Consider the following 14,176-nt stretch of genomic DNA (forward strand, 5'->3'; position numbering starts at 1 on the left):
GTTGATAGATTTATTTAATCCATCCAATTAAACGATTAATATATTCTAAAGTCAACACTGGATTATCACTATAAGTGATAGGACGACCTATAACTATATAATCAACACCAATATTAATAGCTTTTTCAGGAGTCATTATTCTACATTGATCATCTAATTTTGCGCCAATTAAACGAATACCAGGTGTAACTAATAAAAAATCATTATCATTACAAATTGACTTTAATATTAATGCTTCATTAGCTGAACAAACAATTCCATCTAAACCACATTTTTTTACTAATTGTGCTAATTTTAAGACATAATTATTTAATGATTGATTGATACCAATATGATGTAAATCTATTTGTTCTATACTAGTTAATACAGTAATTGCAATTAATAGTGGTGCATTTTTTCCATATTCAGCTAATGCTTTTTTAGCAGCTATCATCATTTTATATCCACCACTAGAATGAAGATTAACCATCCAAACACCCATTTCTGCAGCAGATTTAACAGCTTGGGCAACAATATTTGGAATATCATGAAATTTTAAATCTAAAAAAACTTGAAATCCCCTATCATGTAATATTTTAATAAATTTAGGACCATATAAGGTAAACATATGGATTCCTACCTTTAAACGGCATAATTTAGGACTAATATTATCAACAAATGACAATGCATCTTTCAAATCATGAAAATCTAATGCAACAATAATAGGTGATATAGCAGAAGATAAAAAAGTATTTCGTATATTAACTATCATATTTATAGCCTTTACAAAATTATTTATTGACCATTAAGTCCTTTTATTGGTTTTATTGTATCCCAAGATCGGCATGATGGACAAGACCAATATAAGGAATGTGCGTTAAACCCACATTTACGACAACAATAAGCAGGTTTTAAACGAATTTGTTCACTAACCATATTACGTATTAATTTTAAAATTTCTTTTGTATTACCTTCTTCAATATCAGCTAAATGATAATCAATTAGTTTACAAAACAATCTCATTGTTGGATATATCTCTATTTGTTGTTTAATAAATATTTGTGCTTTTTCTGGACCATTTCTTTTTTCAATTATTTCAGCTAAATAAAGTTGGGCAGTTGCTCCACAATTAGCAGTGACACATTGCCGTATATAAGATTCCCAATCATTCCAAACTGATAAATGATCATAACATTCATATAACATAGATAAAGTATCATTAGCTAAATCTTTATCTTGATTAAAAACTTGTTTAAGTACTGAAATAGCTTTATCATATTCCCCACGAGCTATATGAATACGACCTTTCATTATGGAAACTCTTGCACCATTTTTATCGGATTTAGAAGCCTGATTTAATAAAAAAAATGCTCCATCTAAATCATTAGCGGTAAGTTTTAATAATGCTAGTTCACAATAAAAATGGGCTATTTCTTCTTTTAATTGAGGATTTCCCATTTTAACTAATTTTTTAGCAATATTGATTGCCTTATGCCAATCACTAGTTGCCTGATAAATGGTAAGCAATGATTGTAATGCACTGAAGCGAAAATTTTGTTTATCAACTAATTGCAAAAAAATATTTCTTGCACGATCATAAACCCCTGCAGATAAATAATCTCGCCCTAATTGTTGTGTTGCTAATAGTTTTTGATTAAATGATAATGAATTATTTTCAAACAATGATTGATGGATACGAATAGCTCTCTCAATTTCTCCAATTGAACGAAAAAGATTACCTAATGTTAAATGAGCTTCAAAAACTGAACTATCTTTTTTTAAGATATCTAAAAATAAATTAACTTCTTTATCTTCTTGATTAGATAATATAAAATTTATACCAGCTACATATTCGCGAGACAACCGTTCAATATTTTTCCGTTTATCTTGTTGAACACTTCTACGTCCTTTATACCAACCATAAGCAGCTGAAATGGGTAATAGTATAAACAGCAGCTCTAACATAAAAATTATACCTTTTCATTAAATATTTGTTTACGTGCATGCTTTTTATTAATCTTTTTAACCTAATTCAGCTAATTTGTTTTCTAATCGTTTGATTTTACGTTTTGCATGAGATAATACAATTAATGTTTTAATATAAAATATCCCGCAAATAAGACAACCAAGTATAAATCCTATTGTAAATAGAATTGCAAGTAACGTAGATATTGGATAATCACCTTTAGCAATTAAAAAATTAAATGTTATTATTTGATTATTGCTTGAACCAAATATCATTGAGATAATAAAAACTGCTATGATAAATAATAAAATTAAAAAATATTTCATATTTTCCTACTATGGTTTAAATTTGTTAAATTATTTTTATCAACTTAACATTTGATAACTACATAAAGAAACTGAATTATTTATATCAATAACTCAATCTTTGATTTGCATAAATATTCTAATAATAAATAAGTTATTGAAAATTTCATATCATATTAATGATATGAAATTATTTATGAATAAAAATATATTTATTTAAATTTTAATCTAAAAATAGAATAACAATTCTATTGAATATTTTTTAATAAAAAAATAAAAATATATTTAAATTTATATTATGTACTAAAAGATCAAATAATATTGATTAATAAAATATACTTATAATAAAAAAATTTTTTATGATTATATTGTAATAATATTATGAATATAATCTTATATGCTGAATGATATAATGAACCTAGCAAAAATATGATAAAATAATTTTATTATTATTTTTAATAAATTTTTATTAATTTTAAATCTAGAGTTTTATTTACTATGTATAATACTATGCAATTAAAACGTATAGCTGAAGCTAAGCTTCCTACACTTTTTGGTGATTTTTTATTGGTTGGTTTTGAGGAAATTATTAATGGTAATAATCATATAGCACTTATTTATGGTGATATTAATGATGGAAAAGCTGTTCTTTCTCGTATTCATTCAGAATGTCTTACTGGCGATGCTTTGTTTAGTTTACGTTGTGATTGTGGGTTTCAATTAGAAGCAGCACTTAAACAAATTACCCAAGAAGGTCGTGGAGTGATTCTCTATCATCGCCAAGAAGGACGTAATATAGGATTATTAAATAAAATACGAGCATATTCTTTACAAGATCAAGGTTTAGATACTGTTGAAGCAAACCTAAAACTAGGTTTTAAACCTGATGAAAGAGATTTTGTGGTGTGTGCTGATATGTATAAATTACTTTCTATAAGTAAAGTTAAATTATTAACTAATAACCCAAAAAAATTAGAAATAATGAAAGAAGCTGGCATTAATGTTATAGAAAGAGTTCCACTTATTGTAGGTCGTAACCCCAAAAATGATGACTATCTCAATGTTAAAGCTAATAAATTAGGACATATTTTATATGAAAATAATAAAATTGATTAATTATGATCAAAAGTTATTCATTTTATCATATTTTAATTATATAAAAATATTTTAACATTATACTATATATAATATAGTATAACCAAAATAATAATTAAGATTATAAAATGCTTTAGTTAAATTTAATTTATCAATTTAGATATAAATTGATAATGTAATTATATAAAATTTTTGTTATAAACATTATGGTCAATATTCTAAAACAAAATGCTAAATTAATTGTAAAAATTTAATCTTAAGATTTTTTAGTAATTTATAAATACCATAGATATTATTAATATTTTTAGTTGTTAAAATAAATTTATGAATAATAATATTATTTTTTATTACAAATAATTAACACTAATTATCGTTATTTCAATTATAAAATTAAAAATACTTAAATGATAATTAAACTAGATTTTTTAATATAATTATTTAATTAATAAAATACTATATTAAATATTAGGTCATTTTTTTGTATTTTCTATCCATTTATTATCAATATAAAAAGCACTCCATCCAGTAGATTTGCCATTTTTTGCTGAAGAAATATATTGTTGTTTAGTTTTACGACTAAATCTAACAACTGTTTTATTCCCATAAGGATCTATAGTTGGAGCTAATGTTAAATAGATAAATTTATCTGGAAGACGATCCTTAAATCTCACTAGTTCTTCAACTAGTGGAGCACGAGTTTCTTTTGATTTTGGAAAAGTATTTGCAGCTAAAAAAATTCCTACTGCACCTTCTCTTAAGACAAAATAAGCATCAGATTTTTCACAAACTAGTTCTGATAGATGTATAGGATTTTCTTTAGGAAGCGATAATTCACCATTCTTTAAAATAGTACGAGTACTTTTACATAATTCATTATTGCATACCATATATTTTCCATACCTTCCAATTTTGAAATTCATTTCTGAATCACATTTATCACATTTTATAATAGGTCCATTATAAAATTTAATAGAAAATTTCCTTTCTTCAATTTCATAACCATCGCATATAGGATTATTACCACATACATATATTTTACATTTATTATCTATAAAATAACTATCCATAGCAGTAGCACATTTAGGACATCTATTACGTGATATTAAAGCATGTGTTTCTAAATCATCTTTTGGTCTTACTAAAAAATTAGATAATTCATTCTCAGGAATTAAATTAATTGTTTTTCTGCAATAATTTTCTGCTTGCAAAGAGTAGCCAATACATCCAAGAAAAACACCAGTAGCAGCAGTTTTTATCCCCATCTTTTTATGGCAATTAGGACATTTAATTGATGTTAATACCATAGGATTAGATTGCATACCACCTTTTTCTGGAGATTTATTTGCTATTTCCAGTCTTTTACTAAAATTAACAAAAAATTCATCTAATACATTTTTCCACTCAATACGATTTTCCGCTATTAAATCAAGTTGATTTTCCATACGAGCAGTAAAATCATAATCCATTAATTCACTAAAATTTTCATATAAACGATCATTAACTATTTCACCTATTTTTTCAGCATAAAATCGGTTATCTGCAATTTTAACATAACCACGATTTTGGATCTTAGATAAAATAACAGGATAAGTAGATGGTCTACCTATCCCAAGTTTTTCAAGTTCTCTAACTAAAGATGCTTCACTAAATCTTATAGGTGGCTTAGTAAAATGTCTGCTGGGAAATAATTCATTTAACTGTAATTGACTACCAATTGTAAACATTGAAAAAATTTTATTTTCTTCTGTTTTATTTAACCAAGGTATTACTTTTGTCCAACCATCAAAACAAACAATGCGTTTTTTAGACTGTAGTTTAAACCTACCAGCCATTACAGTTAATGTAATTATATCAAATTCTGCTGATACCATCTGACAAGCGATAAATTGACTCCAAATTAACTCATATAATTTTTTAGTATCAATATCAACATCTTTTAGATCATTTATATTAATTCCAATATCAATATTAGTAGGACGAATAGCTTCATGTGCTTCTTGCGAACTTTTTCGATTAATATAAATATTAGCATCTTTAGGTAAATATTTTTTACCAAATGTATGCTTAATATAATTTCGTACCATATTTAAAGCATCTTGACTTAAATTAGTGGAATCAGTACGCATATAGGTAATATAACCTGTTTCATAAAGTCGTTGTGCTATCATCATAGTTTTTTTAATACTAAAACCAAGATGGGTACTTGCTGCTTGTTGCAAAGTAGAAGTAATAAAAGGTGCATTAGGTTTAGTGATTAAAGATCGATTATTACAATTTGATACAAAATAATTTGTATTTTTTAAAAACATAATAGTCGCATCAATTTCTTGTTTAGTAATAGGTTTAAATAACTTATTATTTTCATGTGTAACTTCCATTTTAATTAATTCCATATCAACTGTTAATAATGATACATGAATTCTCCAATATTCTTGTGGGATAAATTTTTTAATTTTTCTTTCTCGTTCAACAATTAAACGTACAGCTACTGATTGAACACGTCCAACTGAAAGCCCATGAGCAATTTTTTTCCATAATAATGGTGAAATCATATAACCTACAATTCTATCCAAAAAACGTCTCGCCTGTTGGGCATTAACACGATTAATATTTAATTTACTAGGATTATCAAAGGCTTTTTTAATTGAATTTTTTGTTATTTCATTAAAAACAACTCTACTAAAACGTTGAATATCGCCCCCAATTACTTCTTGTAAATGCCAAGCGATGGCTTCTCCTTCACGATCAAGATCAGTTGCTAAATAGATATGGTCAGCATTAGAAGCTAATAATCTTAGTTCAGAAATAATTTTTTCCTTCCCTGGTAAAATTTGATATTTAGCTTTCCAACCATTATATGGATCAATACCCATTCGATTAATAAAAACATCATCAGTATTTGTCTTTATTTTTTTTATTTTTTGTTTTTTTTTATAAAATCCTTTTTTTGGCAAATCACGTATATGACCTATACTACTTTTAACAATATAGTTATCACCAAGATATTTATTTATTGTCTCAGCTTTTGCCGGGGACTCCACAATAACAAGAGTTTTACCCATAATTATATATTTTACCTAAAATATTGATTAAACAAATGTATACTTGACTTTTTATAATTAATTAAAGATAAAATTTTTTTATTTTATCTACCTTAATTACAACATTTTATTTATTAATTAAATAATTTGCTATTAAAAATATAAAACTATTACTAATATAAAATATATTTTTTTTGAAAAAATATATTTTTCAGCACACTTTTTGAAAAATAATTCAAAAATCAAATTATTGAAATAACTTAATTTAACTGATTTAGTTAAAAAAATTTAAAACAAAATATAAAAATTTTTACTTACCTTTTAAGTATAAATAATTAAATATATTATCTACTTAGTTTTTTGTTTTTTATTTAAGAATGCTATTTCAAAATTTGAAACAATCTTTATAAGAATAATTATTTATTTTAAAATACTATAATTAACTTTATATTTAATAATAAAAATGTTTAACTTAATAAATTATATATTAATATTCTATTATTTAATTTAATTAAAATATAAAAATATCAAAAATAATTATTATAATTTTTGCTTATTGTTCTAAATTTTAGATAATTAATTATTAATACAATGTAAGTATATATTTGATACTGTATTTTTTTAATTTTGTAATATATATGCATTAAATATATAATGAGAAACTTAAAATTTCATATAACTATCATCAATAAACTTTAATATTTTAAAATAGGTATATATAATGATCAATTACCAAGCTAAGCCTGATTTATTAAATAAAAAAACTATTTTAATTACAGGTGCTAGTGATGGAATAGGACGTGAAGTTGCGTTAACTTATTCACGTTATTCAGCTAATTTAATTTTGATAGGTAAAACAAAATCAAAGCTAAAAAAAATAAAACAAGAAATTCTTTCTACAAGCAAAAATTGTACTCCATTAATTCATACTTATGCTATAGATTTATTAACTATAAATCAATCTAAATGTTACGAATTAGTAACTAAAATCAACCAATATTGCCCATATCTTGATGGTTTGTTACACAATGCAAGTATATTAGGTAAAATTGCACCAATTCTAGAACAACCAATAAAATTATGGCTTGATGTAATCCAAATTAACGTTAATGCAACTTTTATGCTAACAAAATCATTACTACCTTTACTTTTAAAAGCACCAAATAGTTCATTAATATTTACTACTTCAAGTGTAGGTAAAAAAGGACGTGCTAATTGGGGGGCTTATTCAGTTTCTAAATTTGCAACAGAGGGATTAATGCAAGTATTATTTGATGAATATAAAGATAGTCATTTGCGTATTAACTGCATTAATCCAGGGGCAACGAGAACACAAATGAGAGCTAATGCATTTCCTATGGAAAATCCTAAAAATATAAAAGAACCAAAAGAAATTATGAATATATATCTTTATTTAATGGGTAAAGATAGTATTAAAGAATCAGGAATGTATTTTAATGCACAAGATGGAAGTAATTATAATATATTTATTTAATATTTAATTATAAATTAGTAATTGTAAAATCTTATTTATTTTGTAGAAAATGAATTAGTGATAATTAACATAATAATAATTATTATACATAATATTTATAAATATTATATAAATTTAAAAACTAGTAAGAATATTATATTAAAAATATAGCAATTATGTACTATAATATGATAATTTTTAAATTTAAAAAAGATATATAAATTAAATCTATATCATATTTGTAATCAATTAATAAAAATATTTCAATATTTAAAAAAGTAAGAGAATAAATAAACGTTAAATATCTTTAATAGTTTAATTTTAGTAACTAAAAAATAGGATTTTACTATATAATTTTTAAAATTTATTGTAATAACAATAAATTTAGCAGTGATATAGCTATACAGCAGTGATATAGCTATACTCTATTTTTATTATTAGTTACAACAATATATATTGAATATATAGTTATAAAAAAATAGTTATAGGAGAGAGTAATTTTTATGTCTATTACTACTATATCTCTTTTAAGAGATAGTTTTAATTTTTTTAAAAATCAACTTAGTGATTTTTTTATTTTATCATTAATTTCAGCCACTATAAGTTTAATACTTTATTACATACTAATACCCACTGATACAATAATAACTATTATTAAGTTACTTAATAACCAAAATTACTCAATTTCATTATTATCTTGGATAAATCAATTATCTAATGAAGAAAAAAAGATAATAATAAAAGTATCAATACTTACATTAACTGCTATTTTTATTAGATTAATATTATTAATTTCATCTGTAGTTACTTATTTATCAGAAATAAATAATGGAAATAATATAAGTTCATTACAATCTTTTATACTTTCATTACGCATATTGCCTAATTTATTAATTTTATTAGTTATATGTACTATAACAATATATATAGGTTTTATATTATTTATCTTGCCAGGTATTATTTTAACTATTGGTCTTTCTTTATCACCAATTATTTTAATAACAACTAAGAATATTATGCCATTACTAGCAATTCGTAAAAGTTGGGAAATAGCATTTAAGTATTGGCGATTAATTTTATCAATGTTGTTATTTTGGTCAATATTACAAATAATACTTAATGTATTATTAGGACAATTTCATTTTTTACCTGGTATTGCAAATAATATGATATGTTTTACACTAAATAATTTACTTACATCATTTACTTTAATTTATTTTTTTAGGTTAAATATGTTAACAACATTAATTAAATAATATAAGTGTAATATATATTAGAGTATTTTAATTATTTTTTTTAAAGTAGCATTTTTATTAAAATTAATATATTAAAGATTTTTGCATTTTATAAATAGTTTAATATTTTTATATATCTTTAGACAAGATGTAATTTGCATCGATTATTTTTATTGGTTACTATTTTATATTAATTAATATTTTAAAATATATTAATATGAATTAATATAAAAATTATTTATCACTATATTTTAATTAAAATTAATTTATTTTAATTAAGTTTTAACTAATATATAATTTATACTCAATATTATATTATTTAAAAAATAAAATTTTCTATAAAAACACTCAAAATTTTAATATTAAATTACTATATAAGATATACTGATTTATAAAAAATAATGAATTCTTTTTTAATTTTGATATTTATTAAAAGTAGTAACTAATTGATAAAATAATTACTAATAATACTAGACAATAATTGTTATTTAAATATTAAAGTATATAAAATAAAGGCATATATATTTAAAATACTCTATACATAAGTTATCAAATTATCTACTACTATAAGTATAAGTATAAAATTGTAAATCAAGAATAAATTTAACTAAAATAAAATTAATTTTTTGATACTTTATATTTTAAATTTGAATATTTTAAATAAAACAGTCTTATATAATAATAAGACAATCAAAAATAAATAAATCTTTTTCAACAAATAATAACTTTTCTTATAGAATTATTCTTCTATCAAATATACTTAATATACAACATTTATTAGTTATAAAGAATATATCAATAACTAAAAATAATTAATTTAGTAATATTAATATATTAATTTATATAATTTATAATATAGAATGATCAAATTGTATTTAATTAATATAAAGCATAGTTTTATATATTCATTATAAATAATGTTTATTATATAGTGGATATATAAAATATCAGAAATAATTAAATTAACTTAAAGAGAGATATTTTATCTATGGCAATAGTTTATATTTTATTAAACTTAATTTTATTTCTTATATATTGGCCAATGATTACTATAATTACCATACGTATTTTATTAAAACGAAGACCAGTTACTTCAACATTAACCTGGTTATTAATTATTTATATTATTCCTTTATTAGGTGCTATTGCATATATTGCTTTTGGTGAATTATATTTAGGAAAAAAACGAATTATGAAAGCAAAAAGTGTATGGCCTTCTACTGTAATATGGTTAAAAAAAATAAAATGTTACAAATATATCTTTTGTAAAGATAATAGTAATGTAGCTAGACCTTTATTTAAATTATGTGAAAAAAGACAAGGAATAAGTGGTATCAAGGGGAATAAAATTCAATTATTAACTAATTATCAAGAAGCATTAACTAATATTATACAAGATATTAATTCTGCTAATTATAATATTGAGATGGTATTTTATATTTGGCAAGAAGGAGGATTAGTTGATAAAGTTACGGAAGCATTAATAAATGCTGCAAATCGTGGTATAAAATGTAGAATTATGATTGATTCTGCTGGTAGTTGGGCCTTTTTTCATAGCCGTCAACCTGAAAAAATGCGAAAGGCTGGTATAGAATTAATAGAATCATTAAAAGTAAATTTTTTCCGTTTTTTTTTGCGAAGAATGGATTTGAGACAACATAGAAAAATAATTATTATTGATAATCATATTTCTTATGTAGGTAGCATGAATATGGTTGATCCTAGATTTTTTAAACAAAATGCTGGTGTTGGGCAATGGATAGATATTGTAGTTAGGATGGAAGGACCAGTTTCAACAATACTTGGAGTTATTTATGCTTTTGATTGGGAAATGGAAACAGGACAACTAATTCTTCCTACACATCCAAATAGCAAAATTATTCAATTTGAACAAACTAAGGGGAACACAACTCAAATAATTGCTTCAGGTCCTGGATTTCCAGAAGAATTAATTCAACAATCTTTAATAACAGCTATTTTTTCTGCCCGTAATAAATTAATTTTAACTACACCTTATTTTGTTCCAAGTGATACTTTAATGTATGCTATTTGTACTGCTGCAATGAGGGGGGTAGAAGTATTAATAGTTATTCCTAATAAAAATAACTTTTTTTTAGTTCGTTGGGCAAGTAGGGCTTTTTACTCTCAATTATTAGAATCTGGAGTTAAAATTTATCAATTTAATGATGGACTTTTACATACTAAAAGTTTATCAGTTGATGGTGAATTAAGTTTACTTGGTTCTGTTAATTTAGATATGAGAAGCCTCTGGCTTAATTTCGAAATTACTGTTGTGATTGATGATAAAAATTTTGGTAATGATCTAATATTTGTTCAATACGATTACATTTCTCGTTCTATTCCCTTAACTCAAAAAACTTGGAATAAAAGGCCATTATGGAATCGTATTATTGAACGTATTTGTTATTTCTTTAGTCCGTTTTTATAAATATTATAAAAAATTTTAAAAACTTTAATATCATAATTAATAAATATTATTAATAATAATACTTTTATTATATATAAATTCATAATAAAGTGTATTACTTTTAAATTAAAAATTAATACAAATAAACAAAAATTATATTATTTAATTGCATAAATATTATAGATAAAAATAATATCGCTAATTCATTAAAAATTATTTTTTATTTTCTACAATAGTTTAAGTTTAACATTTAGTTATGCTAAATAATTAATTATTATAAAATTAAAAAAATTCATATAATTATAAATATTTAATAATATAATAATTATTATAATTTAATTTTTTAATTACATTATAATTTAGAATAAAAATAATTTTATTTATATAAAGTTAAAAATTTATTTTAAGTTGAAATAATCATGTAATTATTTTGTTTTTAAATCAATCATAGATTTATAATTAAATATCTAATGATTACATTTGTATTTATATTAAATAAATATCTTATATAAAATTATTCTATCAAAATTTACAGAATTAATATATTTTACACATAAATTAATCATTTATTTTAATTAATAAAAATTATTTATATATAATTTTTATTAATTAAAATAAATGATTAAAAAAATCTAAATATTATTATATATTAATTTATCTCTAATTAAGTTGATAAAATAATATAGCTACGGATATTTTAAGTAATTACTAATTATATACAATAATAATATACTTACATATAGTATTATATGAATTGCAAATATTATTTTTATAAATAATATTATTTAAATAAATAAAACTAAATATATATTAATATAACTTTATATGTTGATCTGTTTTCAACAAAAAATATATAATTGGAATTTTAATTATAATTTTTAAAAGTTTAATTATTAAAAATAATAAATTAATTTTATTTTATCACTTACTATTGCAGAAAATAAAATAGCATTCTATTATTATAAAACATTAGCAATAGTAATAAATTGAGACCATGAAAATGAGTGATTCGTTAAAATATTTTAAATCATTAAATAATATTCGCACTTTACGTGCCATAGCAAGAGAAATGCCATTAGAGTCATTACAAGAAATACATGATAAATTTAATACAGTAGTAGATGAACGTCGAGAAGATGAAAATCAAGCTAGAGCACAATTAGAAGCTCATAGTCAAAAAATTGCAAAATACATTAAATTACTAGAAGGAGAAGGACTTAGTTTAGATGATTTAGTAACGGCAAAAATTCCATCTAAAACACAAAATAGAGTTAAACGAACTATAAAACCTGCTAAATATCACTACCAAGATAAAAACGGGGAAATCAAAACTTGGACTGGACAAGGGCGTATACCAGATGCAATAAAAAAAGCAATGCAACAAAAAGGTAAAAAATTAGATGATTTTTTAATTTAAATTATTTTAAAAATCTAAAATACCCTTTTAAATAAGGGTATTTTAGATTCATATTTGATTCATAGTTATGATGTCAAGTTCATCATTTACTAATATTTTATGTATTCAATTAAATTAAATATGAAGTATTTAAGCTGTATTTTTTATCCAAGCAGAAAATTCATCACCTAAAGATTCATGCTTTTTACTATATTCAACAAATGCTTTCATATAACCTAATTTATCCCCACAATCATAACTTTTACCATATAAATGGTAAGCTTCTACTGGTTCTATATTTATTAATATTTTAATTGCATCAGTTAACTGAATTTCATCACCAATACCTATAGGTGTATTTTCTAATAAAGACCAAATGTTTTCAGATAATACATAACGACCAACGATAGATAAATTAGATGGTGCTTCATTAATTTTGGGTTTTTCAACAACACCCTTAATAATTTTACTTTCACCTGGTTTTAATCTATAACTACCACAATCAACAATACCATAATTACATAAAAAATTTTTTGATATTGGTTTAACCAGAATTTGGCTAGCTGATATTTCATCATATCGTTTTAGCATTGCAATTAAATTATACTGTTTCAAATCAGATGAATACTGATCAATAATTACATCTGGTAAAACGACAGCAAACGGTTGATTGCCTACTAAAGGTTTAGCACATAAAATTGCATGTCCAAGACCTTTTGCAATACCCTGCCTTATGTGCATAATTGTGACATAATGTGGACATATTGATTGTAAATCATTTAATAATTGACGTTTAACCCGGTTTTCTAGAATTGCTTCTAGTTCAAAACTTGTATCAAAGTGGTTTTCTATTGAATTTTTTGAAGAATGAGTAACTAATATAATTTCATGAATGCCAGCAGATATACATTCATTCACTACATACTGAATTAGGGGTTTATCAACTAAAGGTAACATTTCTTTAGGAATTGCTTTTGTAGCAGGTAACATACGAGTACCTAATCCCGCTACAGGAATAACTACCTTGCTAATTTTTTTTTTCACTTTTTTAAATTGCATTATTTAAAATTACCTATATATGTTATACTTTTTAAAAAGTATAACAATAAAGTGCGCTAAAAAATATATAGTAAATAGAGAAAAATTTTGCTTTTCAAATAATTAAAAAAACAAATATTATTAATACTTATTAAGAGTAAACCATAAAATTTATTAAAAATTATATTTTAATATTTAATACATATTTTATATGAAACT

10 protein-coding genes are annotated in these 14,176 nt (G+C 22.7%); 5 read left to right on the top strand and 5 right to left on the bottom strand.

What is annotated here, in order from left to right; all coding sequences use genetic code 11:
* Positions 1-10: 10 nt before the first annotated feature.
* The 3 genes from pyrF to AUT07_RS00270 are packed head-to-tail and all read right to left on the bottom strand — an operon-like array spanning position 11 to position 2,271.
* Positions 11-751: an orotidine-5'-phosphate decarboxylase gene (pyrF, locus tag AUT07_RS00260; RefSeq protein ID WP_066282602.1), complete on the bottom strand. Its 741-nt coding sequence runs from the start codon at positions 749-751 to the stop codon at positions 11-13.
* Positions 752-774: 23 nt separating this feature from the next.
* Positions 775-1,944 (bottom strand): lipopolysaccharide assembly protein LapB, encoded by a 1,170-nt coding sequence (gene lapB / locus AUT07_RS00265; protein WP_066282604.1) that lies wholly within the window; start codon positions 1,942-1,944, stop codon positions 775-777.
* 57 nt (positions 1,945-2,001) lie between these two features.
* Positions 2,002-2,271 (bottom strand): LapA family protein, encoded by a 270-nt coding sequence (locus tag AUT07_RS00270; RefSeq protein WP_066282606.1) that lies wholly within the window; start codon positions 2,269-2,271, stop codon positions 2,002-2,004.
* Between the two features lie 489 nt (positions 2,272-2,760).
* On the opposite strand from AUT07_RS00270, the gene ribA reads away from it, so the two are divergent.
* Entirely contained in the window at positions 2,761-3,366 is a 606-nt protein-coding gene (gene ribA / locus AUT07_RS00275; protein WP_066284134.1) for a GTP cyclohydrolase II, read from the top strand.
* Positions 3,367-3,815: 449 nt separating this feature from the next.
* On the opposite strand, the gene topA is transcribed toward ribA, so the two are convergent.
* The gene (gene topA / locus AUT07_RS00280) at positions 3,816-6,407 is read right to left on the bottom strand and encodes a type I DNA topoisomerase (protein ID WP_066282608.1); all 2,592 of its coding nucleotides are present in this window, start codon (positions 6,405-6,407) and stop codon (positions 3,816-3,818) included.
* A 700-nt stretch (positions 6,408-7,107) separates the two neighbouring features.
* Between topA and AUT07_RS00285 the strand changes: the two genes are divergently transcribed.
* The 4 genes from AUT07_RS00285 to AUT07_RS00300 all read left to right on the top strand — a co-directional run bounded on the left by AUT07_RS00285 (position 7,108) and on the right by AUT07_RS00300 (position 12,940).
* Complete coding sequence (locus tag AUT07_RS00285; protein WP_066282611.1) at positions 7,108-7,881, top strand: YciK family oxidoreductase; 774 nt, start codon at positions 7,108-7,110, stop codon at positions 7,879-7,881.
* A 482-nt stretch (positions 7,882-8,363) separates the two neighbouring features.
* Complete coding sequence (locus tag AUT07_RS00290; protein ID WP_066282614.1) at positions 8,364-9,116, top strand: YciC family protein; 753 nt, start codon at positions 8,364-8,366, stop codon at positions 9,114-9,116.
* Positions 9,117-10,083: 967 nt separating this feature from the next.
* A complete protein-coding gene (cls, locus tag AUT07_RS00295) occupies positions 10,084-11,544 on the top strand; it encodes a cardiolipin synthase (RefSeq protein ID WP_066282616.1) in 1,461 nt (486 codons plus the stop codon).
* A gap of 979 nt (positions 11,545-12,523) precedes the next feature.
* Positions 12,524-12,940 (top strand): H-NS family histone-like protein, encoded by a 417-nt coding sequence (locus tag AUT07_RS00300; RefSeq protein ID WP_066282618.1) that lies wholly within the window; start codon positions 12,524-12,526, stop codon positions 12,938-12,940.
* Positions 12,941-13,069: 129 nt separating this feature from the next.
* Here AUT07_RS00300 and galU read toward each other — a convergent pair whose 3' ends face one another.
* Complete coding sequence (gene galU / locus AUT07_RS00305) at positions 13,070-13,978, bottom strand: UTP--glucose-1-phosphate uridylyltransferase GalU (protein ID WP_066282620.1); 909 nt, start codon at positions 13,976-13,978, stop codon at positions 13,070-13,072.
* Between the last annotated feature and the right edge of the window lie 198 nt (positions 13,979-14,176).

Source organism: Candidatus Arsenophonus lipoptenae, from assembly GCF_001534665.1.
Taxonomy (GTDB): Bacteria; Pseudomonadota; Gammaproteobacteria; order Enterobacterales; family Enterobacteriaceae; genus Arsenophonus; species Arsenophonus lipoptenae.

What these genes read in the sequence shown, in the direction of transcription:
- pyrF (WP_066282602.1), bottom strand. Translation starts at nt 751, where the DNA reads ATGATAGTTAATATACGAAATACTTTTTTATCTTCTGCTATATCACCT.
- lapB (WP_066282604.1), bottom strand. Translation starts at nt 1,944, where the DNA reads ATGTTAGAGCTGCTGTTTATACTATTACCCATTTCAGCTGCTTATGGT.
- AUT07_RS00270 (WP_066282606.1), bottom strand. Translation starts at nt 2,271, where the DNA reads ATGAAATATTTTTTAATTTTATTATTTATCATAGCAGTTTTTATTATC.
- ribA (WP_066284134.1), top strand. Translation starts at nt 2,761, where the DNA reads ATGCAATTAAAACGTATAGCTGAAGCTAAGCTTCCTACACTTTTTGGT.
- topA (WP_066282608.1), bottom strand. Translation starts at nt 6,407, where the DNA reads ATGGGTAAAACTCTTGTTATTGTGGAGTCCCCGGCAAAAGCTGAGACA.
- AUT07_RS00285 (WP_066282611.1), top strand. Translation starts at nt 7,108, where the DNA reads ATGATCAATTACCAAGCTAAGCCTGATTTATTAAATAAAAAAACTATT.
- AUT07_RS00290 (WP_066282614.1), top strand. Translation starts at nt 8,364, where the DNA reads ATGTCTATTACTACTATATCTCTTTTAAGAGATAGTTTTAATTTTTTT.
- cls (WP_066282616.1), top strand. Translation starts at nt 10,084, where the DNA reads ATGGCAATAGTTTATATTTTATTAAACTTAATTTTATTTCTTATATAT.
- AUT07_RS00300 (WP_066282618.1), top strand. Translation starts at nt 12,524, where the DNA reads ATGAGTGATTCGTTAAAATATTTTAAATCATTAAATAATATTCGCACT.
- galU (WP_066282620.1), bottom strand. Translation starts at nt 13,978, where the DNA reads ATGCAATTTAAAAAAGTGAAAAAAAAAATTAGCAAGGTAGTTATTCCT.